Annotated in this window: 24 protein-coding genes; 12 read left to right on the top strand and 12 right to left on the bottom strand. The window is 66.8% G+C overall.

Annotated features, from left to right (window positions below):
* Window positions 1–321: 321 nt before the first annotated feature.
* Window positions 322–1527, bottom strand: coding sequence for a M14 family metallopeptidase (locus tag V5F49_RS16055; protein WP_394117603.1), 1206 nt, complete (start codon window positions 1525–1527; stop codon window positions 322–324).
* A gap of 367 nt (window positions 1528–1894) precedes the next feature.
* Here V5F49_RS16055 and V5F49_RS16050 point away from each other — a divergent pair, with 367 nt between their 5' ends.
* The gene (locus V5F49_RS16050; protein WP_394117604.1) at window positions 1895–3055 is read left to right on the top strand and encodes an ABC transporter substrate-binding protein; all 1161 of its coding nucleotides are present in this window, start codon (window positions 1895–1897) and stop codon (window positions 3053–3055) included.
* A 53-nt stretch (window positions 3056–3108) separates the two neighbouring features.
* Here the strand turns inward: V5F49_RS16050 and V5F49_RS16045 are convergent, their stop codons facing one another.
* Complete coding sequence (locus tag V5F49_RS16045) at window positions 3109–3789, bottom strand: TetR/AcrR family transcriptional regulator (RefSeq protein WP_394117605.1); 681 nt, start codon at window positions 3787–3789, stop codon at window positions 3109–3111.
* 165 nt (window positions 3790–3954) lie between these two features.
* On the opposite strand from V5F49_RS16045, the gene V5F49_RS16040 reads away from it, so the two are divergent.
* The 7 genes from V5F49_RS16040 (at window position 3955) to V5F49_RS16010 (ending at window position 11372) form a co-directional block, all read left to right on the top strand.
* Window positions 3955–5502: an acyl-CoA synthetase gene (locus tag V5F49_RS16040; protein ID WP_394117606.1), complete on the top strand. Its 1548-nt coding sequence runs from the start codon at window positions 3955–3957 to the stop codon at window positions 5500–5502.
* On the top strand, window positions 5499–6662 hold the full coding sequence (locus V5F49_RS16035; protein ID WP_394117607.1) for a thiolase C-terminal domain-containing protein: 1164 nt from the start codon (window positions 5499–5501) through the stop codon (window positions 6660–6662). The genes V5F49_RS16040 and V5F49_RS16035 overlap by 4 nt, the downstream gene beginning before the upstream one ends.
* A gap of 32 nt (window positions 6663–6694) precedes the next feature.
* The gene (locus V5F49_RS16030) at window positions 6695–7489 is read left to right on the top strand and encodes an enoyl-CoA hydratase/isomerase family protein (RefSeq protein WP_394117608.1); all 795 of its coding nucleotides are present in this window, start codon (window positions 6695–6697) and stop codon (window positions 7487–7489) included.
* Window positions 7490–7529: 40 nt separating this feature from the next.
* Window positions 7530–7895, top strand: coding sequence for a Zn-ribbon domain-containing OB-fold protein (locus tag V5F49_RS16025; protein WP_394117609.1), 366 nt, complete (start codon window positions 7530–7532; stop codon window positions 7893–7895).
* Window positions 7896–8009: 114 nt separating this feature from the next.
* The gene (locus tag V5F49_RS16020) at window positions 8010–8906 is read left to right on the top strand and encodes a branched-chain amino acid ABC transporter permease (RefSeq protein ID WP_394117610.1); all 897 of its coding nucleotides are present in this window, start codon (window positions 8010–8012) and stop codon (window positions 8904–8906) included.
* A 10-nt stretch (window positions 8907–8916) separates the two neighbouring features.
* Window positions 8917–10668, top strand: a complete 1752-nt coding sequence (locus V5F49_RS16015) for a branched-chain amino acid ABC transporter ATP-binding protein/permease (RefSeq protein ID WP_394117611.1) — start codon at window positions 8917–8919, stop codon at window positions 10666–10668.
* On the top strand, window positions 10665–11372 hold the full coding sequence (locus V5F49_RS16010) for an ABC transporter ATP-binding protein (protein WP_394117612.1): 708 nt from the start codon (window positions 10665–10667) through the stop codon (window positions 11370–11372). Before V5F49_RS16015 ends, V5F49_RS16010 begins: the two co-directional genes overlap by 4 nt.
* A 201-nt stretch (window positions 11373–11573) precedes the next feature.
* Here V5F49_RS16010 and V5F49_RS16005 read toward each other — a convergent pair whose 3' ends face one another.
* Genes V5F49_RS16005 through V5F49_RS15980 form a run of 6 tightly spaced genes read right to left on the bottom strand, consistent with a single transcriptional unit; the run spans window position 11574 to window position 16586 of the window.
* Window positions 11574–12098 carry a carboxymuconolactone decarboxylase family protein gene (locus V5F49_RS16005; RefSeq protein WP_394117613.1) on the bottom strand — a complete coding sequence of 175 codons (525 nt, stop codon included), beginning with the start codon at window positions 12096–12098 and terminating at the stop codon, window positions 11574–11576.
* 13 nt (window positions 12099–12111) lie between these two features.
* The gene (locus tag V5F49_RS16000) at window positions 12112–13011 is read right to left on the bottom strand and encodes a branched-chain amino acid ABC transporter permease (RefSeq protein WP_394117614.1); all 900 of its coding nucleotides are present in this window, start codon (window positions 13009–13011) and stop codon (window positions 12112–12114) included.
* A complete protein-coding gene (locus tag V5F49_RS15995; protein WP_394117615.1) occupies window positions 13008–13868 on the bottom strand; it encodes a branched-chain amino acid ABC transporter permease in 861 nt (286 codons plus the stop codon). The genes V5F49_RS16000 and V5F49_RS15995 overlap by 4 nt, the downstream gene beginning before the upstream one ends.
* Window positions 13868–14587, bottom strand: a complete 720-nt coding sequence (locus V5F49_RS15990) for an ABC transporter ATP-binding protein (protein WP_394117616.1) — start codon at window positions 14585–14587, stop codon at window positions 13868–13870. The genes V5F49_RS15995 and V5F49_RS15990 overlap by 1 nt, the downstream gene beginning before the upstream one ends.
* The gene (locus V5F49_RS15985) at window positions 14584–15360 is read right to left on the bottom strand and encodes an ABC transporter ATP-binding protein (RefSeq protein WP_394117617.1); all 777 of its coding nucleotides are present in this window, start codon (window positions 15358–15360) and stop codon (window positions 14584–14586) included. Before V5F49_RS15985 ends, V5F49_RS15990 begins: the two co-directional genes overlap by 4 nt.
* A complete protein-coding gene (locus V5F49_RS15980) occupies window positions 15357–16586 on the bottom strand; it encodes an ABC transporter substrate-binding protein (RefSeq protein WP_394117618.1) in 1230 nt (409 codons plus the stop codon). The genes V5F49_RS15985 and V5F49_RS15980 overlap by 4 nt, the downstream gene beginning before the upstream one ends.
* A 227-nt stretch (window positions 16587–16813) precedes the next feature.
* Between V5F49_RS15980 and V5F49_RS15975 the strand changes: the two genes are divergently transcribed.
* Entirely contained in the window at window positions 16814–18187 is a 1374-nt protein-coding gene (locus V5F49_RS15975; RefSeq protein ID WP_394117619.1) for an LLM class flavin-dependent oxidoreductase, read from the top strand.
* Between the two features lie 88 nt (window positions 18188–18275).
* On the opposite strand, the gene V5F49_RS15970 is transcribed toward V5F49_RS15975, so the two are convergent.
* The 3 genes from V5F49_RS15970 to V5F49_RS15960 all read right to left on the bottom strand — a co-directional run bounded on the left by V5F49_RS15970 (window position 18276) and on the right by V5F49_RS15960 (window position 20297).
* Entirely contained in the window at window positions 18276–18602 is a 327-nt protein-coding gene (locus V5F49_RS15970) for a LysR substrate-binding domain-containing protein (RefSeq protein ID WP_509210791.1), read from the bottom strand.
* 155 nt (window positions 18603–18757) lie between these two features.
* A complete protein-coding gene (locus tag V5F49_RS15965) occupies window positions 18758–19564 on the bottom strand; it encodes a hypothetical protein (protein WP_394117620.1) in 807 nt (268 codons plus the stop codon).
* A gap of 496 nt (window positions 19565–20060) precedes the next feature.
* A complete protein-coding gene (locus V5F49_RS15960) occupies window positions 20061–20297 on the bottom strand; it encodes a helix-turn-helix domain-containing protein (protein ID WP_394117659.1) in 237 nt (78 codons plus the stop codon).
* 102 nt (window positions 20298–20399) lie between these two features.
* Between V5F49_RS15960 and V5F49_RS15955 the strand changes: the two genes are divergently transcribed.
* Window positions 20400–21353 carry an IS1595 family transposase gene (locus V5F49_RS15955; RefSeq protein WP_394117621.1) on the top strand — a complete coding sequence of 318 codons (954 nt, stop codon included), beginning with the start codon at window positions 20400–20402 and terminating at the stop codon, window positions 21351–21353.
* 229 nt (window positions 21354–21582) lie between these two features.
* Window positions 21583–22350: an NYN domain-containing protein gene (locus tag V5F49_RS15950; protein WP_394117622.1), complete on the top strand. Its 768-nt coding sequence runs from the start codon at window positions 21583–21585 to the stop codon at window positions 22348–22350.
* Here V5F49_RS15950 and V5F49_RS15945 read toward each other — a convergent pair.
* Window positions 22334–22774 (bottom strand): hypothetical protein, encoded by a 441-nt coding sequence (locus V5F49_RS15945; RefSeq protein ID WP_394117623.1) that lies wholly within the window; start codon window positions 22772–22774, stop codon window positions 22334–22336. The two genes, V5F49_RS15950 and V5F49_RS15945, sit on opposite strands and share 17 nt — an antisense overlap.
* A gap of 565 nt (window positions 22775–23339) precedes the next feature.
* Between V5F49_RS15945 and V5F49_RS15940 the strand changes: the two genes are divergently transcribed.
* Complete coding sequence (locus V5F49_RS15940; RefSeq protein ID WP_238123843.1) at window positions 23340–24698, top strand: tyrosine-type recombinase/integrase; 1359 nt, start codon at window positions 23340–23342, stop codon at window positions 24696–24698.
* The last annotated feature ends 182 nt before the right edge of the window (window positions 24699–24880 follow it).

Below are 24880 nucleotides of genomic sequence, written 5' to 3'. Positions count from 1 at the left end.
CGGAAGTCGTGATGGCGCGCGCTCGCGCGCCTACTGTCCCGCAGCTTGGAACGTGCGCGGATCTTTCGATAACCGCAGGTTGCCCGCACCGTCGATCACGTCATCCTCCCTCTGTTATTTTCTTTTGCTGGGATAGGGCGGCGGATGGGCCTGCAACAGCGGAATATCCCGGATGTCCGCTTGCCGGACACGTGCCGCCAGACGTGGGAAATCGGCCGGCCGGGCGCCGCGCGTCCCCGGCCGTGCGGGTTCAACGTCCGCTTGCAGAAGGACGGAACAGGACCGGAGCGGACGCGGGCGCGCGAACCAAGGGCTGGACGGTCACTCGGGATACGTCTCGCCGTGATCCGGCGCATCCTTATGGAACAGGATGAAGGCCAGAGGATTTCCGGGTTCGGCCATCGCATCGCTGCGCTGGCCGGTCATTTCCCCGGCCACGGCGCTCGTGTATTCCGCCACCACTTCGCCGAAGCTGTTGCGCTGGATGGCGATCTTCTGCCCCGGCGCCACCTTGTCGTTGAGCCTGACCAGATGCTCGACCAGCCCGCCTTCGGTCGCGAGCACCGGAAACGCGCTGTTGCCGACGAAGACGCTCACGTCCTTGCCGGTCCTGCCCATCGGCCCGGGCACGATGCCGTAGTGCTTGAGGACGTTCATCGTGCCCTCCACGAACAGCCCGATCATCTCCGGATCGAGCACGCGCGCGGCGCCGATCTCCGGCGTGAAGGCGGGGATGCCCACGTCCATGAAGGCGTTGTGCAGGACACCCGGATATACATGGTTGTCGAAGATCTGGCCGACGGGGTAGAGCTCAAGCATCGCCCTGACCTCCGGCACGTCCATGCCGCCGATATTGAAGGCCGTGACGTCGAAGCCGGTCGTGCCGGTGTGGAAGTCGATCGCCGCGTCGGCGTTGGGCCGCAGCAGCCGGTTGAACAGCAGACCGGCATGCCGGCTCGGGGCGGTCAGGCCGTTCTCGTTGCCGGGCCATTCCCTGTTCATGTCGATCAGGTCGGCGCCCCTGCCGGCATTAGGCCATCGGCGCTGCATGCCTTCCATGGCCGCGCGGGAGACATCCGTGACCGCCATGACCGTGCCCGACATCCGTGCCGGATCGAGCTGGCTCATCACGGAATGAACCGTGTGAACGGAACTCATCTCGTCGCCGTGCACGCCGCTGACCAGAACCACGCGCTTGCCCGGCCTCGCTCCCCTGGCAACGGTGACGGACACGTACCAATGCTGCCCGGTGGGCATCTCGACACCCTGAAAATACAGGAGATGCTTCCGCCCCGGCTCCAGATCCTGGACATTGAGCGCGCTGACGACCTTCTTTCCCTGGATGACATCGCCGGTATAGACGGTTGCGGCGGCCGCCCCCGATGAAGAGCCGGCAGCGGGGATCGGCGCGCCCTGGGCCAAAGCGGAACCGGCACTGCCGGCGAGCGCAACCGACGCGCCGATCGCGGCGGCTGATGCGATCATGAAGTCGCGGCGATCGAGGCGCTTGTCCGTCCCGTTCGGCATGACGCAGATCCTTTCCGTGGGATCGGCATCGCCTTGCCGCGACCGACCGCCTGATGAGCCCTCGCCAATCTGGCCCAGTCGATCGGCGAGTTTGAGGCGGGAGCGCCGTGATTTCACCGCCGCCTGTGTGCCTGTTCCCTGCGCGCACGCTTGACGCGCATCGCCACCGTCCGTCCGCCTGTCCCTGGCTATCGCGGGCCGCCGCGGGCCCCGCGCCACGCGCCGCCCCTTGCGGTTCCCCCGTGCGGTTCCCCCTTGCGGAGCAGAGCACGATTGGGTACCCCTACCAAAAAGGATATAAAACTTACTCACGAGTTTTGTGGACGCCGGTCCGCAGGCCGATGAGCAATAGCGGGGAGGAATGGGTATGGATCGGATGGTTTCGCACAGGCGTGCGCTGCTCGCGGGCGTCGGCACGGCGCTCGCCCTGCTGCTTGCGCCCCATGGCGCCGCGCAGGCGCAGACGCCGGTGAAGATCGGCGTGGTGGAGGGCCTGAGCGGGCCGCCCGCCATCGTCGATTTCGGCGAAAGCTACCTGCAGGGCATCAAGCTCGCGCTCGAGGACTACAAGGTGAAGGGGGGCAAGACCCCCATCGAGCTCGTGGTCTATGACGACGAGGCCAATCCCCAGCGCGCCGTCTCCGTGGTGCAGCGCCTCATCCAGAACGACGGTGTCGCCGGCGTCATCGGCACGGTGTCGAGCGGCAACGTGATGGCGTTCGCTCCGGTGCTGCAGCGCGCCGGCGTGCCGCTCATCGCCGGGCCCTCGGCCGCGACCGACGTCACCACCAAGTTCATCGACCAGAAGCCCAGCTTCATCTTCCGCTGCTCGATGATCGAGAAGTACCAGATCGATGCGATCCTCGACTGGGCCGTGAAGAACTACAAGAAGATCGGGCTGCTGCACTCCACCACCGGCTATGGCAACTTCGCCGCCCAGGAGGCCACCGCCGGCCTCAAGGCGCGCGGCGTCGAGCTCGCCGCGGTGGAGGCGGCGGCGCCGGGGGTCAACGACCTGACGCCGCAGATGATCAAGATGCGCGACGCCGGCGTCGATCTCATCCTGCACTTCCACGAATCCTTCGAGCTGCCCTACCGCCCGCTGCCGCGGCTGGACTACAAGCCCACCTTCGCCGGCAACTGGGGCCTGTCCTCGCTCAAGGTGAAGGACATCGTGGGCGTGGACGCGATCCAGGGCACCGCCATGGGCCAGGCGCTCGACCTTTCCGATCCGAAGGCGCAGGCCTTCAACACGCGCATGATCGAGAAGTACGGCAAGGACTATCGCTGGCCGGTGGTCGCCGCGCTCGGCTATGACGCGGGGCAGATCATGTTCGCGGCGGTGGACAAGGTGGGCAAGTCCGACCCGGCGAAGCTGCGCGACGCCATCGAAAACATCGACGGCGTTCAGGCCATCTCCGCCACCCCGGCGAAGCCCTTCAGCGCGAACGACCACGAATGCCTCGGCCAGGGCGACATCTTCCTCGGCATCTGGAAGGGCGACACCGTGGTGCCTGCGCCGAAATAGGATGCGCCGCTCCGCCGCCGGCCCCCGTGCAGGGACCGGCGGCGGGCGGGCATTCAGGTCTGCGGCTTCGCCCGGGCACGCTTGCGCGGGGGCGGAGCCGGTGCCGCGAGGCCGGAAATCAGCAGCGCGGCGAAGCTCTCCATGATCTCCTCGGGCGTGTTCGGTCCGGAATCGCGGTACCAGGCCGGAATCCAGTTGACGACGCCCAGGGCGAACAGGCTGGCGAGCTTCGGATCGCACGGCGCGATGGAGCCGTCGGCGACGCCCAGCGCGATCAGGTCCTTTGTCGCGTGGCTGATGCGCTTGCGGCGGGCGACGACCTTCTCGCGGTCCTCGGCGGTGAGCGAATCCACATCGGTGAGCACCGGGCAGTTGCCGAGGTCTCCGAAGATGCCCTCCATGTAGCGGCGCAGGTAGATGATGAGCTTCTCGAGGCCGGTTCCCTCATGGCTGGCGGCCAGCGCGAGGCCGGCCTCGCCGTTGTCCATGGCCACCTGGTGGCAGGCGTAGAGCAGTTCCTGCTTGCTCTTGAAATACTGGTAGAGCGTCGGCTTCGACACGCCGAGCACGGATGCCACGTCATCCATGGACGTGTTGGCGAACCCCCGGCGATTGAAGGCGGAAGCGGCCACCCGCAGCACCGCCTCGCGCTTGCGGCGGCGCTGCTCCTCTCGGTCGAAGGCCGCGCGCCCCGGTGCCGGGCCGCGGGTCGCCGTGCTGGACGTGTCACTCATGAACTGCCGGACCCTGCTTGCGACGGACGAAGGCCGACCCCCGCCGGAATAGCCATCCGGGAAGCTCCCCTCGAACAATTATTGCCCGACATGCTTGCACAAAACCACCAAAACAGCTAGCCTGACTCTTGAGTAAAGAAAACTACTAAACAGTAGGGAGGAATGATGAGCATCGCCACGCTCATCCTGCAGACCGCGCGCCGCCTGCCGGACAATCCCGCCATCACCGACCCCGATGGCACCCTCACCTACGCGGCCCTCGCCGGGCGTTCCGAGCGCATCGCCGGCGGGCTCAGGGCGGCCGGCATCGCGCCTGGCGCCCGCGTCGTGCTGTTCATGGAGAATTCGGGCGCCTTCTTCGAATGCCTCCTCGGCTGCTGGATCGCCGGGCTGTGCGCCGTTCCGGTGAACGCCAAGCTCCACCCGCGCGAGGTCGCCGGCATCGCCGCCGATGCGGGCGCCGAGGCGCTCATCACCACGCCGGGCCTCTTCACCGCCATCTCGGCCGAGGCGGGGTCCCTGCCCGGGCTGCGCGCGCTCGTCACCACCGGCACGCAGGCCTACGCGCGCCTTGCCGCCGCCGAGCCGCTGGCCTGCACGGACGTGGCGCCGGATGAGCGGGCCTGGCTGTTCTACACCTCGGGCACCACCGGCAAGCCGAAGGGGGCGATGCTGAGCCATCGCAACCTGCTCGTGATGAGCCTTGCCTATTACGCCGACGTGGACCCGGTCGGGGCGGACGACACCCACATCGCCTGCGCCCCCGTGTCCCACGGCGCCGGCCTCTACGCCCTGCCTTTCCTCATGAAGGGCGCGCGGCAGGTGGTGCTGCCGGGCTTCGACGTGGAGGACGTGCTGGCCGCCATCGCGCGCTACCGGAAGGTGAGCTTCTTCGCGGCCCCCACCATGCTCACACGCCTGGTCAACCACCCGGCGACCCTGACGGCGGACCTGTCGAACCTCAAGACCATCTATTACGGCGGCGCGCCCATGTATGTCGCCGACCTGAAGCAGGCATTGCGCATGCTCGGGCCGAAGCTGTGCCAGATCTTCGGCCAGGGCGAGGCGCCCATGACCATCACCGCGCTGCCCAAGGCGCTGCACGTGGACGCCGACGGCGCTCCCGCGCCCGACGCCGTGCTCGCCTCCTGCGGCTTCCCGCGCACCGGGCAGGAGGTGCGGGTGGTGGACGAGGCCGGCCGCGACCTGCCTCCCGGCGAGGTGGGCGAGGTCATCACCCGCGGCGACAGCGTGATGGAAGGCTACTGGAACAACCCCGCCGGCACCGCGGCGGCCTTGCGCGGGGGCTGGCTCTACACCGGCGACGTGGGCAGCCTCGACGCCCGCGGCTGGCTCACCCTGCGCGACCGCTCCAAGGACCTCATCATCTCCGGCGGCAGCAACATCTATCCCCGCGAGGTGGAGGAGGTGCTGCTGCTGCACGAGGGGGTGCAGGAGGTCTCCGTCATCGGCGCGCCGCACCCCGACTGGGGCGAGGAGGTGGTGGCGTTCGTCGCCGTGCGGCCCGGCGCGCGCGTCGATGCCGACGCGCTCGACCAGCTCTGCCTCGACAACATCGCCCGCTTCAAGCGACCCAAGCGCTACCGCTTCCTGGAAGCGCTGCCCAAGAACAACTACGGCAAGATCCTCAAGACCGAGCTGCGCCGCCGGCTCGCCGAGGAGAGCACCGACGACCTGGGAGCCGCCTCGTGAGACCCGTCTTCATCGCCGGCATCGGCTCCTCGGCCTTCGGGCGTCATCCCGACACCGCCATCGAGGCCCTCGCCATCCGTGCCGCGGATGCCGCGATCCGCGAATCCGGCCTCGACCGCAGCGACATCGGCGCGCTCTACCTCGGCAATTTCGTCGCCGGGCCGCTGCTCGGGCAGGAGGTGCTGGCGGGGCTGGTCGCCGACGGCCTGGGCCTGCCGCAGATCCCCTGCACCAAGGTGGAAGGCGCCTGCGCCTCCGGCGGCATTGCCTTCCGCCATGCGGTGCTCGCGGTGGCGAGCGGCATGTGCGACATGGCGCTGGCGGTGGGCGCGGAGAAGATGACCCATGCCGACACCGCCGCCGTCACCTCGGCGCTCAACTGCGCCATGGACTTCCGCAGCGACGGCGTGAGCGGGCTCACCTTCCCCGGCCTGTTCGGCCTCGCCTGGCGGCTCTACGAGGAGCGCTACGGCGCGACGCGGGACGACATCTCCGCCGTGGTGCGCAAGAACAAGGGCAACGGCCTCAGGAACCCCCTCGCCCAGATGGGGGCCGACCTGTCGGTCGAGGAGATCGGCGCCGCCCGCCTGATCTGCGATCCGCTGCGCCTGTTCGACTGCTGCCCGGCCAGCGACGGCGCCGCCGCGGCGCTGATCGTTTCCGGCGACCGGCTGCGCGATGTCCTTCCCCCGCCGGTCGAGGTGCTGGCCTCCGCCCAGGCGCGGGGCAGCGCGCGCATCGCCGGCCATCCGGACCTGTGCACCTTCGAGGCGACGGTGGCCGCCGCGCAGGCCGCCTACCGGCAGGCCGGCATCTCCGCGGACGAGGTGAGCTGCGTGGAGCTGCACGACTGCTTCTCCATCGCCGAGATCATCGACGGCGAGGACCTCGGCCTCATGCCGCGCGGCGCGGGGGCCGCCTATGCCGCGGAGGGCCGCACCGCGGTGGACGGCGACCGGCCGATCAATGCCAGCGGCGGCCTGCTCGCCAAGGGCCATCCGGTGGGCGCCACCGGCCTCGGCCAGATCTACGAGAGCGTGCTCCAGCTGCGCGGCGCCCACCCCAACCAGGTGAAGGGCGCGCGGATCGCGCTCACCCACAATCTCGGCGGCACCGGCGTCGCCTGCACCGTCAACATCCTGCGCGCGGCCGGCGCCTGATCGCGCTTCCCGCACAGCATCGGATCACATCCATGGGCGACATTCGCTGCGACCGCCACGGCAGGGTCTGGCTCATCACCATCGACCGTCCGGCGGTGATGAACTCCCTCGACTTCGCCGCCAACGACGAGCTGGTGGAGACCTTCCGCGCCTTCGACCGCGACGACGACGCGCATGTGGCCGTCGTCACGGGGGCCGGCGACAAGGCGTTCTGCGCCGGCGCGGACCTGAAGACCTATACGGTCAACTTCGCCCGCACCCCCGCCCCCGAGTTCCGCACCCGCTACACCAACGGGCCCGGCTTCGGCGGCATCACCCGGACGCTGGAGATCGACAAGCCGATCATCGCCGCGGTGAACGGCTTCGCCATCTCCGGCGGGTTCGAGCTGGCGCTCGCCTGCGACCTCAGGTTCTGCGCGCCCCATGCCGAATTCGCCCTGCAGGACGCCAAGTGGGGCTTCCATGCCTGCGACGGCGGCCTCATCCGCCTGCCCCAGATCGTCGGCCTCGGCCATGCCATGGAGATCATCCTCTCCGGCGACCGGGTGAACGCCGAGCACGCGCTCCGCATCGGCCTCGTCAACCGCATCGTGCCGGCACAGGAGCTGGTGGCCTTCGCGCTGGACTACGCGCAGATGCTGGCGAGGCGCTCGCCGCTCTCCCACCGCTTCGCCAAGGAGGTGATGCGCCGCGCCGTCGGCATACCCATGGGCGAGGCGCTGCGGCTGGAATCCCGCTCCTTCTTCGACCTCGGCCAGAGCAGCGACATCGTGGAGGGCACCACCGCCTTCCGCGAGAAGCGCGAGGCCGATTTCCAGGGTCGCTGAAACACTCTCCCTCGCCTGCCACCGGGATCACCCAACGCCGATGCCTTCCAGCCTCACCTTTCCGCACGACATCGAGATTCTGCGCTGCGCCGCCTGCGGCCAGCTGGATCCGGGCCCGCGCGAGCTCTGCCCCGCCTGCCACAGCCCGCGCATGGAGGCCGTCACGGTGCCCGGCGACGGCCTGCTCGTCTCCTGGACGCTGGTGCGCCGCCCGCCCACGCGGTTCCAGGCGGACGGGCCCTATGCGGTGGCCGTGGTGGATCTCGACTGCGGCGTGCGCCTGACCGGCCGGCTGGCGGCAACGCCGCAGGCCGAGGCGGATGCGCCGCCGCTTGGCACCCGCATGCGGTTCTGCGGCGGCTCCGCCGGCATGGCCCTGTTCGCGCCCGCGGCCGCGCGCCTCTGAGCATCTTGCACCAGGAGGCCGGCGCAAGACCGGCCCGACACCAGCTTCCGGGAGAACGCATGTGACCAGCCCCTGCCCGCCGCCGTCCCTCCAGCCCTGCGGGGCCGGCGCATCATGACCCTGCTCAACTTCTTCCAGCTGCTGGTCAGCGGCATCGCCATGGGCGCCATCTACACGCTCACGGCCAAGGGCCTGTTCATCACCCATCTCGCCACCCACCGGCTGAACTTCGGCCAGGGCGACTTCCTGATGGTGGGCGCCTTCGCCTCCATCGGCATGCTCGCCGCGGGCGTGCCGGCGCCGCTCGCAGTGGTCGGCGTGCTCGTGCTCATGGGCGTGCTCGGCTATCTCCTGGAGCGCTTCGCCATCCGCCCGCTCGACCGGCTGGGCGACCGGGCCGGCGCCTATTCCTGGGTGCTCACCACCGCCGGCGCGGCGCTGATCCTGCAGAACATCGTCGAGCTCGGCTTCGGCAAGTCGGCGCAGTATGCGCCGCCGCTGTTCTCCAGGACGCGCGACAACGTCATCAACATCCTCGGCGTCGGCATCTTCTTCGAGGAGGCGGCGATCATCGTCACCGCCTGCGTCGTGGTCGGCGCCTTCTACTGGTTCCTGTTCGGCTCGCGCTGGGGCAAGGCGGTCTATGCGGTGGCCTTCAACCCGGAGGCGGCGTCCCTGTTCGGCATCGACGTGCGGGGCGTGGTGGTGCTGGTGTTCGTGCTCGCGGCGCTGATGGCCGGCATCTCCGGCGTGCTGGTGGGACCGCTGGTGTCGGTGCATCCGCACATGGGGCTCATCTTCACCATCAAGGCGCTCGCGGTGGCGGCGGTGGGCGGGTTCACCAACCCGGTCGGCATCCTTGTCGGCGGGCTCATGTTCGGCGTCGCCGAGGCCTTCTCCAACTACTGGGACAGCGCCTTCGGCGATCTCTACCCGCTGCTGTTCGTCATGGCCCTCCTCGCGGTGCGCCCGTCCGGGCTGTTCGGCGAGCGACGCGCCGACGTGCGCTGAGGAGGCCAGGATGCACCGGATTCCCCGTCTCGCCGTCTACGGCCTCGCCGCCGTGGCCATCGCCCTGTTCCCGCTGGTCGCGCCCAACCCCTTCTTCGTCCACGTGGGGCAGACCTTCGCCTACACCGCCATCGCGGTGATCGGGCTCAACATCCTGCTCAGCCTGTCCGGGCAGATGTCGCTCGGCCATGGCGGCTTCTACGCCGTGGGCGCCTACGTCTCCGCCATCCTCGCCACCACCTACGGCTGGCCGCTCACGCTCTCCATGGCGCTGGCGCTGGGCGCCAGCCTCCTCGCCGGCCTGCTGGTGGGCGCGGTGGCGCTGCGCACGCGCGGGCTCTACCTCGCCATGGCGACGCTGGCGTTCGGCTTCATCGTGGAGATCGTGGCCCAGCGCTGGGTCTCCGTCACCGGCGGCACCATGGGCCTCATGGGCGTGCCGCAGATCGACTTCGGTAACTTCCGCATGGGGCCGACCTATTTCTTCTGGTTCGCCGCCGGCGTGCTGCTGCTGGTGCAGATCGCCAGCGACTACGTGTTCGGCTCCTCCATCGGCCGGCACCTGAACGCGGTGAAGGAGAGCGAATCCTTCGCCGCCACCGTCGGCCTCAACGTGCCGCTGTGGCGCATCGGCGTGTTCGCGGCGAGCGCGGGGCTGGCGGGAGTGGCGGGCATCCTGTTCGCGCACCAGAGCGGTTTCGTCTCCTCCGACGCCTTCAACATCCGCCTCACCATCTCGCTGCTGATCGCGACGGTGATCGGCGGGCTGGGGCGCTCGGCCGGGCCGCTGCTGGGCACCGCGATCCTGATCGCCATCGCCGAGGCCATCGCCGCGGTGCACGACATCGGCCTGATGCTCTACGGCGGCATCCTGCTGGTGGTGCTGCTGGTGTTCCCCGAAGGCGCCATCGGCCTGTTCGGCCGGCGGCGGACGCGGCCCGCGCCCCTGCCGGCGGCGACACCCGCGTTCCATCCCGCCCACGCCGCACGCGGCGCCGGGGGCCGGCTGGAGGTGGAGGGCGTGACCAAGAGCTACGCGGGCGTGGTGGCGCTGCGCGACGCGACGCTGACGGTGGAGCCCGGCACGGTCCATGCGCTCATCGGCCCGAACGGGGCCGGCAAGTCCACCTTCATCAACGTGGTCGCCGGCCTGTATGCCCCGACCGCCGGGCGCATCCGCATCGGCGGCGAGGACGTCACCCGCCTGCCGGCGCACCGCCGGGCCCGGCTCGGGCTGGTGCGGACCTTCCAGAACCTGCAGCTGATCCAGGGCGTGAGCGTGCTGGAAAACGTGATGCTGGGCATGGAGCGCCGCCGCGGCCTCCTGGCCGACGTGCTCGACTTCCTCGCCGGCGCCCGCCACGAGGCGCGCGAGCGGGCGGAGGCTGCCTCCATCCTCGCCTTCCTCGGCATCGCCGACCTCGCGGACAAGAGCCCCAAGGACCTGTCCTACGGCCACCGCAAGCTGGTGGAGCTGGCGCGTGCCATCGCCCAGAAGCCCGCCATCCTGCTGCTGGACGAGCCGGTGGCCGGCGTGAACCCGCAGGAGGCGCGGGAGGTCGCGCGCATCGTGGCGAAGCTGCGCGACGCCGGCATCAGCGTGCTGCTGGTGGAGCACAACATGGAGTTCGTCATGGGCCTCGCCGACCATGTGACGGTGCTCGACTTCGGCAACCGCATCGCCTGCGGCACGCCGGCGGAGGTGCAGAAGGACCCCAACGTCATCCGCGCCTATCTCGGCGCCGTGGAGGATGCGGCATGATCGAGGTGGAGAAGATCGAGGTGGCCATCGGGCCGGTGGACATCCTGCACGACGTCTCCCTGCGCATCGCGCCGGGGCGGCTGGTGACGGTGATCGGCGCCAATGGCGCGGGCAAGACGACGCTGCTGCGCGCCCTGTCCAATATCGTGACGCCGCGCGCGGGCACCGTCCGCTTCGATGGCCGGCCGACCGCCGGCATCAAGCCGCATCTCTTGGCGCGCACCGGCCTCGTCCATGTGCCGCAGGGCCGGCAGATCGTTCCCGGCCTCACGGTGCGGGACAATCTGGTGATCGGCGCCGACCGCGTGGCCGGCCTCGACGCCGATGCCATCGCCCAGGGGCTGGAGCGGGAGTTCGCCCGCTTCCCGGTGCTGAAGGAGCGCCAGCACATCCTCGGCGGCAACCTCTCCGGCGGCGAGCAGCAGATGCTGGCCGTGAGCCGGGCGCTGATGATGCGGCCCAAGGCGCTGCTGCTGGACGAGCCCTCCCTCGGTCTTGCGCCGCAGGTGGTGACGACCATCCTGAAGGCGCTGCGCGGCCTCGCCGACGGTGGTCTCGCGGTGCTGCTGGTGGAGCAGCTCGCCCTCCTCGCCCTCGAGACCGCGGACGAGGCCCATGTGCTCCAGCGTGGACGCGTGGCGCTGAGCGGGCCGGCGCACGAGCTGCGCCGCGACCGGGCGGTGATCGAGAGCTATCTGGGCTAGGACCGGCGGTGCGGGGGGCACTGCCGCCGCCCGTGCCGGCCCGCGCGGCGCATCCGCCGCGCGGCACCAGGTCTCCATGCCGGTCAGGGGCGCAGCGGACGCGCCCCTCGGACTGCCCCCGCGGCTCAGCCACCGCGGCGCCGCGATGCGGACCGTGGGGCGCATAATGCCCAACGCCCCGGCCTGCGCGGGGGCGGGACCTCAGGCGTCGAATTCCACCTGGAGGATCTCGTTGAAGCGGTTGAACGCTCCGCACAGCGCGGTGCGCCACGTCAGCTCGACGATCTGCGGTTCGGTGAAATGGACTTTCAGCCGGTCGAAGATCTCGTCGCGGGTGCGGTTCCAGGTGTTGGTGACGGCGATGGCATATTCCACTACCAGCCTGTCCACGGCGTCGAGCTCGGGATGGTCGGCATAATCCAGCACCGTCAGGGCGCCTTCCGGAGAAATGCCCTGGATGGCGAGCTTCGGCGTGTGGTGCGCCACGCAGTAATCGCACTTGTTGAGCAGCGACACCGTGACGATGGCCAGCTCCAGGTAGCGCTTCGGCAGCAGCCCCTCTTCCGAAAGCTGGATCAGCAGCCGCCAGGTGTGCTCGAAGATGGGCAGGCGCTGGGCCATGACGCCGGACTGATCCGCGAAGTCGCCATAGCTCTCCATCTTGTCCCAGAGCGGGTGAAGGGCCTCGGGCAGGTCGGCCCGGCGCTTGTGGGTGATGCGGGACATGGCTGTTCTCCTGTCAGGGTGCGCCGGAGCGGAGGCGATATTCGCGCACCAGCCCCTCCGGTCGGTAGATGAGGATGGCGATCAGGCTGACACCCACGAGCACGAGGCGCAGCGCCGCAAGCTGGGCGCCATCGAGGAAGGGAATGACGTCGGAAAGGAACCGGCTGCCCTCCAGCAGGAGGATCACCGTGAAGCCGGCGACCAGCACGCCGATGTGGCTGCCGCGCCCGCCGATGATCACCGCCATGAAGGCATAGGCGGTGAGCGTGGTGCCGAACTGGGTCGGGTCGATATAGGTGTAGTAGAAGGCGTGCAGGCTGCCCGCGACCCCCAGCAGCGCCCCGCCGATGGCGAACACCTTGGCCCGCAGCGCCAGCACGTTCTTGCCCAGCGCCTCCGCCACTGTCGGGTCGTCCCGCGTCGCCCGCACCAGCCGGCCGAACGGCGCGCGGGTGATCCGGCGCAGCAGCAGGAAGGCAAGGGCAAGGCAGGCATAGGCGAACACCAGGAACACCGCGTCCGACCATTGCGGCCCGATCTGGTGGGCGAACGGGCGCGCGATGCCGGGGACGCCCAGCATGCCGCGCGTCAGCCAGTCCTCATAGCTGATGAACAGGCGCAGGCATTCGGCGAAGCCCAGCGTGACGATGGCGAGATAATCCTCGCTGAGGCGGATGGAGATGAGGCTGACCGCAGCGCTTGCGGCCGCCGTCACCGCGATCGCCGCGGCCATGGCCGCAAGGGGCGGCACTCCGTTCACATCCAGCAGCGCGCAGACGTAGGCGCCGAGCATGTAGAAGCCGAACAGGCCGAAGTTCACCAGCCCGCCCAGTCCCCATTGCAGGTTCAGGGCAAGCGCGGCGATGGTGGCGATGGCGACGAGGATGAGCGTGGCAAGAAGATAGGCGGTCACTTCGCGCCTCCCGGCACGCTGAAGAGGCCGGAGGGGCGGAACAGCAGCAGCAGCGCCATGACGGCGAAGGCGACCATGGTGCGGTAATGCGGAGCGAGGACGAGGGTGGCCAGCTCCTCGGTGATGCCCAGCACCACCGCCCCGGCCACCGCCGCCATGGGATTGCCGATGCCGCCGAGGATGGCGGCGGTGAAGACGGGCAGCACGTAGTTCCAGCCCATCTGCGGGTCCACGTTGCCGTCGAGGCCCACCAGGATGCCCGCCAGCGTCGCCAGCACCGAGCACAGCACCCACACCACCGCCACCACCTGCCGGCGCGGAACGCCGCGAACGGCGGCGAGGTCGGGATTGTCGGCCACCGCCCGCATGGCGCGGCCCAGCTTGGTGAAGCGGAACAGGACCCAGACGAGGCCAAGCGCCAGCAGCACGGTGGCGATGGTGACGATCTGCTCGTGATTGACGCGCAGGCCCAGCAGGCGGAGCGGCCGCGCCACCTCCACCACATAGCCCCGCGTGCTCGCGCCGGCGATGAAGCGGACGGCGTTCTCCAGCGCGATGCCGACGCCGATGGACGCCACCAGCAGCGTCACGCCGCCCCGGTCGCGCAGCGGCTCGTAGACCAGCTGATTGACGAGCAGCGCGATCGCGGACGCGGCGATGCAGCCGGCGACGGCCGCCAGCGGCAAGGGCAGGCCGAGGCCCGCGTTGAAGGCATAGACCAGATAGGCGCCCACGGTCAGCATGGCGCCGATGGCGTAGTTGGCGAACCGCAGGACGCTGAAGACCAGGGCCAGCGACAGCGCGGGCAGCGCGATGAGAAGGCCGGTGACGAGGCCGTTGAAGATGAGTTGGCCCATCAGCGGGTTCCCAGATAGAGCTTCTGCATCAGGCCGTCCGCAAGCAGCTCCGCGGCGGGGGCGCAGACCTTCACCTGCCCGGCCACGAGCACCAGCCCCTGATCGGCGATGGACAGGCCGAGGCGGGTGTTCTGCTCGATCATCAGCAGCGTCACGCCGGCCCCGGCGATGCGGGAGATGGCGCCGAACAGCAGCTCGGCGTTGCGGGGCGAAAGGCCGGCAGAGGGCTCGTCCAGCGCCAGCACGGTCGGTTCCGGCATGAGGGCGGCCCCCATGGCCACCATCTGCCGCTGGCCGCCCGAGAGCAGGCCTGCCGCCACCTTCAGCTTGGGCTCGATCTCGGGAAACAGGCCGAGCACGGCGTCCAGCCGGCTGGAGAGCGCGGCACCGCTGCGGGAGGGGATGAACTCGAAGGCCAGCCGCAGATTTTCCCGGACGGTGAGGGAGCGGAAGACGTTCGCTTCCTGCGGCACATGGCCGAGGCCCCTGCGGGCCCGCGCGGGGGCATCGAGGCGGGTGATGTCCTCTCCTTCCAGCAGGATGCGGCCCCGGTCCGGCCGGATGAGGCCGACGACCGACTTCATGAGAGTGGATTTGCCGGACCCGTTGGGCCCGACGACCGTCAGGCTGGCGTGCGCCGGCACGCTCAGGCTCACGCCCTGGAGCACCGGCCGCCCGCGATAGCCGGCGATGACGTCTTCCAGCACCAGCGCGCTCACGCCACGCCTCCGAGATAGGCTTCCGTGACGCGGCTGTTCGAGGAGATCTCCCCGAAGCTGCCGCTGGTCAGCACGCGACCCTCCGCCAGCACATGGATCGGGTCGCACAGGGCGGCGATGAGATCCATGTTGTGCTCGACGATGCCGAAGCTCAGGCCCTCGTCCCGCAGGGTGCGGATGAAGTCGCCCAGCTCCCCGACAAGGACCGGGTTGACCCCCGCCGCCGGCTCGTCGAGCAGCACCACGCGGGGCTCGAGCATGAGGGCACGGCAGAGCTCGAGCAGCTTCTTCTGCCCGCCGGACAACGCATTCGCGGGGGCATCGGCCAGCCGCCAGAGATTGACGCGCTGGAGCAGGGCGCGGGCGCTGGCGATCGCCTCCTCCTCCGCCCGGCGGACGGACGGGCCGTTCAGCAGCGCCGCGAAAACCTGCTCCCCCGGCTGGCGGGGAGAGGCGAGAAGCAGGTTTTCCAGCACCGTGAGGGCGCCCAGCTCGCGCGAGATCTGGAAGGTGCGCGTGAGGCCGTGCCGCGCGCGCGCATGGGGCGGCCGGCGGGTGATGTCCCGGCCGTCCAGCAGCACGCTGCCGCGGTCCGGCCGCAGCTGCCCGCCGAGCACGTTGAAGAGCGTGGACTTGCCGGCCCCGTTGGGGCCGACGATCCCGGTGATGCCGCCGCGCCGGAAGGTGAGGCTGACCCCTTCCAGCGCAACGAACGCGCCGAACCTCAGCCCGATGTCGCGGGCCTCCAGCGCGGCCGAGCCCTCATCGCTCACTTGTTGATGCCGATGAGCTTGCTGACGCCATCCGCGATGCGGAAGTGGCCATAATCGAGGTTGGTCTGGTCGCCATTGGGCGCGAACCGGAAATCGGAGGTCGCACCGGCGTAGCGGATGGCCTTGCCCTCGCGGATCAGCTTCAGGCCCTCCACCGGGTCGGTGACGGTGACGCCGGGGCCGTTGACCACGCCGGCGATTTCCTTGGCGAAATCGGCCGCCTTGTCGCTCTTGGCCTTCTCGATGGCGAGGGCGAGGACGTTGATCTCGTCGAACACGTTGGCGCCGAACGCGACCACGGTGCCCGGCTTCTGATCGGTGAGCTTCAGATAGAGCTGGTAGGTGCCGCTGGTGCCGGCAGGAACCGCCTGCACGTGGTTGATGCCCTCGGCCACCTGCTTGCCCACGTTCTGCACGAACTTGCCCTGGCTGTCGGCGGCGTGGCTGAACGTATAGAGCTTGCTCTCGAAGCCCGAGCGGTAGGCCTCCTTGGCAACGGCGGTGAATTCGGGAATGTAGCTCGGCACGAACACCGCGTCCGGCTTGCTCGCGAAGACCTTTTCGACCTCGGTCCGGTAGGACGGCTGGTTCGGGTTGAAATAGATCACGTCGATGATCTTGCCGCCTCCGGCGGTGAACGCCTCCTCGAACGGCTTCACGGTGCTGAGGGTGAAGGGCGTCTGGAGCACGAGAATGGAGGCCGTCTTGGCGCCGTCCTTCAGGGCGGCATTGGCGAAGGCCCGGCCCCATTCCTTGCCATTGGTCTGGAACCGCCAGACGAGGCCCTTGGTGTCGCCCTGCGTCAGCTCGTCGGCCGAGCCGTTGGGCAGGAGGGCGGCGCCCTTCTCGATGGCGATGGGCCGCACGGCAAGCGCGACGGCGCTGCTCCACACGCCGGCGATGGCAGACACACCGTTCACGTCGATGAGCTTGCGGGCGGCGGCGACGCCGGCGGTGGGCGTGCTCTCGTCGTCCGCCACGAACAATTCGAGCTTGCGCCCCAGCACCCCGCCGGCCGCATTGATGTGCGCGACGGCGGCCTTTGCCGCGTCCTCCTCTTCCTTGCCATAGGGGCCGCCCGTGCCCGTCAGCGGCGCGAGCAGACCGATCCGGATGGGCTCCGCGCTCGCCTGCGCGCTCGCCGGGCCGGAAAGAGCAAGCGTTGCCGTGAGGGAGAGCAGGGACGCGGCGAGGAACGTGCGGCGGGCAAGGGTGGAATTCGGCATGGGGAACATCCGGAACTGAAGGAAGGCCGGGGCACGGGACGCCTGTCGGACCATCGAGGTCGAGGCGCGAGCGACCGGTGAAGCCCGCGATCTTTATCCAATTTCGATTGACTTGATCAACTTATTATTCCACCAGATTCCGACCATTCACAGCCACCCACATCATATTCCCGTGAATTGCGCGCGTCGCGTGCGCAGCGGCGCCTAGGACACCTTGAGGAACGCAGATGGCAAAGCCCCGCGAGCTCAGGCTCAACACCTTCCAGATGGCGGCGCCGTCCCACAACTGGTCGGGGCTCTGGCGCCATCCGCGGGATACCCAGGCCACCTACAACACGCTCAGCTATTGGACGGATCTGGCCCGCACGGCCGAGCGCGGCCTGCTGGACGGCATCTTCATCGCCGACGTGTTCGGCCTCTACGACGTCTTCGGCGGGAGCGGCGACACGGCGCTCGCATCGGGTGCGCAGGCGCCGAGCGCGGACCCGATCATTCCCATCTCCGCCATGGCCCACGTGACCCGCCATATCGGCTTCGGCGTCACCGCCAACCTGACCTACGAGCACCCCTTTCAGTTCGCGCGCCGCTTCTCGACGCTGGATCACATGACGGGTGGGCGCGTCGGCTGGAACATCGTCACCGGCTATCTCGACAGCGGGGCACGGGGCATGGGCCTGAAGGTCGCCCGCGACCATGACGAGCGGTACGACGCGGCCGAGGACTTCATGGCCGCCATCTACAAGCTGTGGGAAGGCAGCTGGGAGGACGGCGCCGTCCTGCGGGATCGGGAGCGCGGCATCTTCAGCGATCCCGCGAAGGTTCACCGCATCGTTCACGAAGGCCCCTACTACCGGGTCGATGGCCGCGCGCTGGCGGAACCTTCGCCCCAGCGCACGCCGGTGCTCTATCAGGCGGGCACCTCCACGCGCGGGCTGGGTTTTGCCGGCCGCCACGCAGAGGCGGTCTTCCTCAACGGCCAGACCATCCCCATCGCCGCCAAGGCCGTGCGCGCCCTGCGGGAGGCCGCCGTGGCGGCGGGTCGGGCTCCGGACGACATCGTCGCCTTCCTCGGCGCCACCGTGATCGTTGCGCCCACTTCCGCCGAGGCGCGCGAGCTGAAGGAGGAATACCGCCGCTGGCTCGACACCGCCGGCCAGCTCGCCCTGGTCTCCGGCTGGACGGGCGTGGACCTGTCCGGCCTCGGACCGGACGACGTGCTCGAGTTCCAGCGCAGCAACGCCATCCGCTCGACGCTGGAGAACCTCACGGTGAAGGCGCAGAGCCTGCCGAAGGTCCGCGATCTGGCGGACTTCACCCCCGCCGGGGCCCGCGCGCCCATCTTCGTCGGCTCGCCGGCTGAGGTGGCGGACGAGATGCTGGCCTGGGTGGAGGGAACCGGGGTGGACGGGTTCAATCTGGTGCGGACCGTCATGCCGGAATCCCTCGACGCCATCGTCGATCTGCTGATCCCCCAGCTGCAGGACCGGGGCGTCTTCAAGACCGCCTACGCCGAAGGCACGCTGCGGGAGAAGCTGTTTCCCGGCGCTGGCGGCCGCCTGCCGGCACGCCATCCCGCAGCCGCCTTCCGGCGGGCAGGGTAAGCCGCACGACGTGGCGCTGGCGGCCGGCGGAACTGCCGGTGCCGCGTCCCCCGGCCCCCGCCGCCGGGTCCGTGCGCGCGCGGACGGTCTATTCCCTGCCCATGCGCTGGATGACCGCCTGCGCCGTCTCGATGAAGGCGGCCATGAGCGGCGATGGCTGCTGCTCGATCCAGGCGAGGAGCACCTGGACGTCCGGCGCGGCCTCCGCCAGCGGCCGGTAGACCACCTGCTCCACCTGGACCCGCCGCACGGACGCCGGGACGAATGCGATTCCGGCGCCCGAGCTGACCAGCCCCAGCGCGGTGTAGACCTGCGCCACCTCCGTCGCGATGCGCGGCACGAACCCGGCCGAAGCGCACATGCCGGTGATCATCGCGTGAAAGTCCGGCGCCGACGTCTGGCTGTAGGCGATGATGTCTTCTTCCGCGCACGCCGCAATCGGAATGATCTCCCGGCGGGCGAATGGATGATCCTCCCGGTATTATGTAGCAAACTCACCTAAAAATAATGACGCCAACGCAATGCGTTGGCGTATGTGAAAAGCCCGGCGCTTGGCCGGGCTTAGTGAGTTCACGATGGGCGCCCGCTATCTCGTTTCGCCTTTCGGAGAAAGATCTCAAGGTAGTCGCCCAACTCCTCCAAGGCAGAGGGGGAAAGGTCGGCTGGGAAAATCAGCGTTACGTCCCCTTCGGTTAGGGGAAAAACCGCCTTTCGCGACCCCTCCGGCACAGAGACCTCCGGGCTTGAGGCCGCCGCGCCGCCACCAGCAAATCGGACGGTAGGCGCGGGTGCCCGCGGCGGGATGTCTTCCATGGCTGGCTCCTCTACGTCATCAGGCGGCCCTATGTCCGCCGCGTCGTCAGGAACCATATCAGAATCGCCCAACCCCGCATAGCTGACCGTCAAATCGTAGACCGTCAGAAACTTCGCGGCGGCTTCCTCGGTAAAGCCCCGCTTGTCGCACAGTTCCCACTTGCAGTCGTTATCAGGAGGGCGGCGGGCTCCCCATTCCGCCCAGTACTCAGAAATTACCTTCGACCCTAGGGCCGCCTGTTGCAAAAGCTGGCGCTTAACGTCCGGAGGTGGCCCGCGCAGAAGGCGGCGGCCGAGATCTGAAACTTGGACCTTACGTTCTTCGTTGCTCCCGCTATCGGTGAGCAGGCCGAAGCTCTTTAGAGCCGCGATGGTCTGAATCCCGCCGCTGCTTTTGGGCTGGTAGCCCCACGCCACAACTGCTGATGCAGTTCGGACAGGGTGCCCCTTGCTGTACTCATAAAGCTTGGCGGCCCGCTCAAGCGCCTTTTCCAGGCTTATGAACGGGAAAGGCGGGCTCCGCCCCTGAAGCCGCCGCTTGGCATCATCTTCCACGTCGCTCATCGCGCCCTCCACTAGGCGCGAGTCATATCCGAAATCAGATATAGCCGCAAGACGTGCGCAACCTGCCCGTCGCCTGCCTCCACGTCTCTACAAGACATAACTCGGACATGCCGTTGACATCGGCGGAGACGTGGACAAGAATGCCTCAGCTGAAGGAGCCGAATCATGCTGAGGAGGGTTTCCAGCCCTAGCGTTTCCGCCGACCGACGCTAGGTGCGAGGACATATAGGAAAGGCCGCTACCCTGGCCCCTGAGAAGGAAAGGTAGCGGCCTTTAATCGGCGCCTTCAGGCACTATGGGAGCGGTTGGCCGGGCCAAGGAACCAGTTGCAGGGTCTCCCCTTGGGGTTCGACTCCCCCCGCCTCCACTTTCCCTCCCTGTGTGAGCAGGAGAGGTCGGAAGGTCCCGTAGAGGGACCGAGTGTTAGGGCTGTCTCGTCTCACCGGGGCGGCCCTTCACTTTTTCTAGCACCTAAAGCGGGATTCGTCCAGCAGAATCAAGCTGCTGCGCCGTTCCGGAACTCGACGCCCAATGTCTCGACGCCATCACCAACGAACCGAGCACCCCGCGCCTCAAGCGCAGCTCTCATTGCCGTTAGATTATTCGCTATCGGGACCCGCCGACCTTTCTCAAAGTCGCGGACGGTCGATAGGGAAACGCTGGCCGCGCGCGCAAGATCGTCTTGCGACCAGTCAATCCAAGCCCTTGCTGCACGGCACTGTTCCGGTGTCATGCCTACCGTATAGCGAACTTTTTCGCGAAGGCCAACGATTTTTGTTGACGCCAACGATCTACGCCATTATCGCTGAGGTCAACGAAAATCGTTGGCACGGACATGGCGCAGCACTTCCTCCTTTCCTCCGCGGCCCGCTCGCTCTCTCTGGCGAAGGTTGCCCGCATGTCGGACGAGGAAGCCCATGACGCCTTCCGCCTGGTCCGTTGGTCTGACACGGACGGCAAGCCGGTTTGCCCGCGCTGCGCCTGCGCCGAAACCCTCACCTACAAGACCCGCAAACTCTATAAGTGCAAGGCGTGCGCGCATCAATTCTCGGTCACGTCCGGGACCATCTTCGCCAGCCGCAAGCTGCCGATCCGCGACTACCTCCTCGCCATCGCTATCTTCGTCAATGGCGCCAAGGGCCACAGCGCCCTCCAGCTCTCCCGTGATCTGGACGTGCAGTACAAGACCGCCTTCGTCCTGGCCCATAAGCTCCGAGAGGCCATGGCGGCCGAAATGGCGGAAATGACCGTCTCCGGCACGGTCGAGGTTGATGGCGCCTATTTCGGTGGCCACATCCGCCCCGCCAACAATGTCGAGAACCGCGTTGACCGTCGCCTTGCCAAGCACCAGACCGGCAAGCGCCGTGTCGTGGTCATCATGCGCGAGCGCGGCGGCCGGACGCTCCCCTTCGTGTTCAAGGCGGAAGGCCAGTCCGTCGAGACCATTGCCCAGCGCGTGGCCCCCGGCTCTGTGATCCATGCCGACGAAGCCGCCCATTGGGACAAGCTTCATGCGCTGTACCTGACCAAGCGCATCAACCATCAGGAGAGCTATTCAGACGGCGAGGCCTGCACCAACGGCGCGGAAAGCTTCTTCTCCCGCATCCGCCGCGCTGAGATGGGCATTCACCACCACATCAGCGGCCCGTACCTCGCCGCGTACTCCGCCGAAATGGCGTGGCGCGAGGATCATCGCCGGGTGAGCAATGGCGAGCAGTACCTGATGACGGTCGGCGCTGCGCTGGCGCACCCTGTGAGCCGCGTATGGAAGGGATATTGGCAACGGTAAAACAAAAGGTGTGGACAACCTTGGCTGGGATTCAAGAATCAAACCGCCATTGATAGGCTATGGCGAGTCGGAGAGGGTGGCCACCACACATTCTTAACCCTGTCAAGTGCCGCGCTTGACTTTGAGCTAAGAATCACCTATCAAGCGCCTATACCCGCCGATAGCATGCTGTCGGCTCAAGGGCCGCCCTCTTCGTGGGGGTGGCCCTTTGCTTTTTTGGGGGGTGGGGATGGATGCGGTCGTCTATATCGATGGCTTCAATCTGTTTTATGGCCAAATGAAGGGTAGGCCAAATAAATGGCTAGACCTTCACCAATTTGCCCAAAAACTAGTTCCTACCGGAACCAACATCGCAAAAATTAAATACTTCACTGCGAGAGTATCCGGGGCACAGGACCCGGATGCTCCAAAAAGTCAGGCTATTTATCTTAAAGCTCTTTCAACACTGTCGGTCGTTGAAGTTCATTTTGGTAGTTTTTTGGCAAAAACGATATGGAGACCATCAATAAATGTCCCGATTGGCGGAGACCCTATAGCGTGCTCTACGCCGAGCGTAACGCTGCCAATAGGTAACCACCCTGTATCCAGTCACAAGCCATCGATACTTCCCGTTGGGATTTTCCCGCCACGGGGAGCGCCGCGCTCTACGGTAGCGGAATCTCCATTGCCTAATGCGACGATCGTTAAAGTCCATACAATGGAAGAAAAAGGCTCCGATGTAAATTTAGCTGCACATCTCGTGAATGATGCCTGTTCTCTTCAATTCGATATTGCTGTTGTTGTTTCAAATGACACAGACCTGATAACGCCAGTACGAATGGCTCGCCAAAAAGGAAAACGAGTTATTATTGCGTGCCCAAGCAAATCAGGCGTGGCCACTAAATTGCAAAGAGAAGCATCCTCGGTAGTTCATATTCACAGCACTATGTTAAGAAATTCTCAGTTCCCGACATCACTCTCTGGCGGAGCAATTCAAAAGCCTACTGCGTGGCTATAAGCTGTCCCCATAGCTGAACGCCGTTGCGTTTTCTTATTGCGCTTATTGCCATTCTTTTTGCTTGCAGCCTTAGCGCCTGCACAATCCGCAGCGCTATCGTCTGCCGTAGCGCCTTGTCGCCTTCGTCCAGGCCCTTCGCTCGGATCACGCGCAAGGCCAGTTCCCGCGTGTCTAGCGCGCCTTCCTGCGCCAAAGCGGCCTTACAGATGGCCGTCATCTCCCCACGCTTGAAGAGCCTGTGTATCTCGACATAGGCTGGGAACTCCCTTGGCTCCCCGTTCACCTCGAAGATGCGGATCGTGGCGTTGATCGCGGATAGATCGCGCTTGGCGGTATCAATCTGCTTTTCGAGCTTGGCGATAAAGCCCTCTACCTCTGAGCGTTTGCGCCGGAGCGTTGTCAGGACTTGGGGATCAGCGGCCATGCCCTTAGCATACCTCAACGCATTGCGTTGGCGTCATTATTTTTAGGTGAGTTTGCTACATAATACCGGGATGAAAGACGGAAGCTCCCGGTGCTTGTAAGGAAGACCTGATCACCGCGGCGAGGCATAGGGGATCTACCGACCTCGTGGTACGCAAGAGTCCGTGGGAGCCAGGGGCGCCAAGCCGCGCGTCTCATACCCTGTCGAATTTTGGAGAAGGCGAGATCCGTATGCAGGTTGGAGCCGCTTTACGACCCTGCCAAGGCGGCCAATCAGCTTTCAGCGGGAGGACAAAAACGGGCGTCTGCCACTCAAATGCCAAAACAACCCTTAGTTGCAATGGCGCACCCGACACGATTCGAACGTGTGGCCTCCGCCTTCGGAGGGATTACTTGTAGCTCCGTCGAAATCACGATGGAGCACGAAGAAATGCGATATCATACTGTTATTAAAAAAGAATTTGTAGCTGGCCATAGCCGAGACTATCCTTCTCTCCGCTACCACTTTCTTCCTGCCGCTTACGTGGCGCTTACGCGAGACGAAGCGACAAGGGCGGAGATTTTCCATGGCTAAGCTCACAAAAAGGGCCGTCGATGCAGCAGAGGCCGGCGCCAAGGATTACGTGATCTGGGACGACGAGCTCCCTGGTTTTGGCCTCCGGGTTTTCACGTCCGGCAAGCGAAGCTACGTCCTTCAGTATCGGTCGGCGGGCCGATCGCGTCGGTTCACGATAGGGCTGCACGGGGTATGGACACCTGAACGCGCGCGCCAGGAAGCCAAAGCGCAATTGGGCCGGATCGCGCAAGGCGACGACCCGGCTGAAGAACGGCTGCTTGATCGCAAGGCGCTCACGGTCAAGGAACTCTGTGACCTCTACCTCGCCGACCTGCAAGCCGGTCTCATCCTCGGAAAAGGCGGGCGCCCCAAGAAGCCGGGCACGATCGCCTCCGATCTCGGCCGCATCCACCGTCATATCGTTCCCCTCCTCGGCTCGCGTCGCGTCAGGGACCTGACGAAAGCCGACATCACGAGGGCCATGAAGGACATCATGGCAGGGAAGACGCGTGTCACCGTCATGACGAAGAACCTGCGCGGCAAGTCCATCGTGAGAGGCGGCGCCGGCACAGCCACGCGGACAATCGGCCTGTTGGGCGGCATTCTCACCTACGCTGTCGAAGCGGGGATCATCGAAACGAACCCGGCGCACGGTGTGCGGCGGCCGAAAGACAATGTCCGCGCCAGACGACTGAGCGAAGCCGAATATCGCGTCCTCGGCGACCTGCTCAAGACGGCTTCCAAAAACGAGAACTACAGGATGTCGGTGGAGATCATCCGCCAGATCGCCCTGACCGGCTGCCGGCGCATGGAGATGGTGACGCTGCGATGGGATGAAGCCGATACGGATTGCAGTTGCCTGCGCCTGAAGGATAGCAAGGAGGGAAGCTCCATCCGGCCCATCGGGCTGCCCGTGGTGGAGTATCTGGAGAGGCGCCGGAATGAGGCGATCGGAGATTACGTCTTCCCCGGCCGGGGCGGCGAGAACGCGTTCGGCAGCTTCCCCAATCACTGGGGGAAGATCTTCGCAAACTCACCCCTGGCCGATATTAGCCCTCACGTCCTCCGCCACAGCTTCGCCAGCGTTGCGAACGATCTGGGTTTCACCGAGGTCACCATCGCCGCCCTGGTTGGCCATGCGAAGGGATCGGTCACCAGCAACTACATCCATACGCTCGACACAGCTCTGATCATGGCCGCAGATACCATTTCGGGCTACATCCAGGGGCTGCTCGACGGGATTGAGTTCAAGCAGACCGCCTATGCGCTCGATCGTGGGTCCCGGAAAGCGGCGCTGGTCCAGTTTCTACAGGGAGCCTCGATCTCTCGGAGCACCAGTCAAAACGCCGGGGAACATGTCGGGCCATAAGCTCAATGGTCCTCATCATAGTCAATCGTTACCGGAGCGCGGGCGATAGCCGTCCGTTGCCCCCCGGAGCGCAACATGCAGCGACCATCAGCGCCGCCCTTCCCCCGTTCTGAGAGCGTGTTTGACAAGGATTCCCAAGGGGCGTGATCATAGGGCGTCGGATCCACGAGACGAGCCGACGC

The sequence above is a fragment of the Xanthobacter lutulentifluminis genome, assembly GCF_043194675.2.
In the GTDB taxonomy this organism is placed as follows: domain Bacteria; phylum Pseudomonadota; class Alphaproteobacteria; order Rhizobiales; family Xanthobacteraceae; genus Xanthobacter.
The sequence above is the reverse complement of the archived record's forward strand: the minus strand, read 5'-3'. Positions and strand labels throughout refer to the sequence as shown.

Bases quoted from the DNA above. Each gene is read 5' to 3' on its own strand.
- V5F49_RS16055 (WP_394117603.1), bottom strand. From the start codon at position 1,527: ATGCCGAACGGGACGGACAAGCGCCTCGATCGCCGCGACTTCATGATC.
- V5F49_RS16050 (WP_394117604.1), top strand. From the start codon at position 1,895: ATGGATCGGATGGTTTCGCACAGGCGTGCGCTGCTCGCGGGCGTCGGC.
- V5F49_RS16045 (WP_394117605.1), bottom strand. From the start codon at position 3,789: ATGAGTGACACGTCCAGCACGGCGACCCGCGGCCCGGCACCGGGGCGC.
- V5F49_RS16040 (WP_394117606.1), top strand. From the start codon at position 3,955: ATGAGCATCGCCACGCTCATCCTGCAGACCGCGCGCCGCCTGCCGGAC.
- V5F49_RS16030 (WP_394117608.1), top strand. From the start codon at position 6,695: ATGGGCGACATTCGCTGCGACCGCCACGGCAGGGTCTGGCTCATCACC.
- V5F49_RS16025 (WP_394117609.1), top strand. From the start codon at position 7,530: ATGCCTTCCAGCCTCACCTTTCCGCACGACATCGAGATTCTGCGCTGC.
- V5F49_RS16020 (WP_394117610.1), top strand. From the start codon at position 8,010: ATGACCCTGCTCAACTTCTTCCAGCTGCTGGTCAGCGGCATCGCCATG.
- V5F49_RS16015 (WP_394117611.1), top strand. From the start codon at position 8,917: ATGCACCGGATTCCCCGTCTCGCCGTCTACGGCCTCGCCGCCGTGGCC.
- V5F49_RS16010 (WP_394117612.1), top strand. From the start codon at position 10,665: ATGATCGAGGTGGAGAAGATCGAGGTGGCCATCGGGCCGGTGGACATC.
- V5F49_RS16005 (WP_394117613.1), bottom strand. From the start codon at position 12,098: ATGTCCCGCATCACCCACAAGCGCCGGGCCGACCTGCCCGAGGCCCTT.
- V5F49_RS15995 (WP_394117615.1), bottom strand. From the start codon at position 13,868: ATGGGCCAACTCATCTTCAACGGCCTCGTCACCGGCCTTCTCATCGCG.
- V5F49_RS15980 (WP_394117618.1), bottom strand. From the start codon at position 16,586: ATGCCGAATTCCACCCTTGCCCGCCGCACGTTCCTCGCCGCGTCCCTG.
- V5F49_RS15975 (WP_394117619.1), top strand. From the start codon at position 16,814: ATGGCAAAGCCCCGCGAGCTCAGGCTCAACACCTTCCAGATGGCGGCG.
- V5F49_RS15965 (WP_394117620.1), bottom strand. From the start codon at position 19,564: ATGAGCGACGTGGAAGATGATGCCAAGCGGCGGCTTCAGGGGCGGAGC.
- V5F49_RS15960 (WP_394117659.1), bottom strand. From the start codon at position 20,297: ATGACACCGGAACAGTGCCGTGCAGCAAGGGCTTGGATTGACTGGTCG.
- V5F49_RS15955 (WP_394117621.1), top strand. From the start codon at position 20,400: ATGGCGCAGCACTTCCTCCTTTCCTCCGCGGCCCGCTCGCTCTCTCTG.
- V5F49_RS15950 (WP_394117622.1), top strand. From the start codon at position 21,583: ATGGATGCGGTCGTCTATATCGATGGCTTCAATCTGTTTTATGGCCAA.
- V5F49_RS15945 (WP_394117623.1), bottom strand. From the start codon at position 22,774: ATGGCCGCTGATCCCCAAGTCCTGACAACGCTCCGGCGCAAACGCTCA.
- V5F49_RS15940 (WP_238123843.1), top strand. From the start codon at position 23,340: ATGGCTAAGCTCACAAAAAGGGCCGTCGATGCAGCAGAGGCCGGCGCC.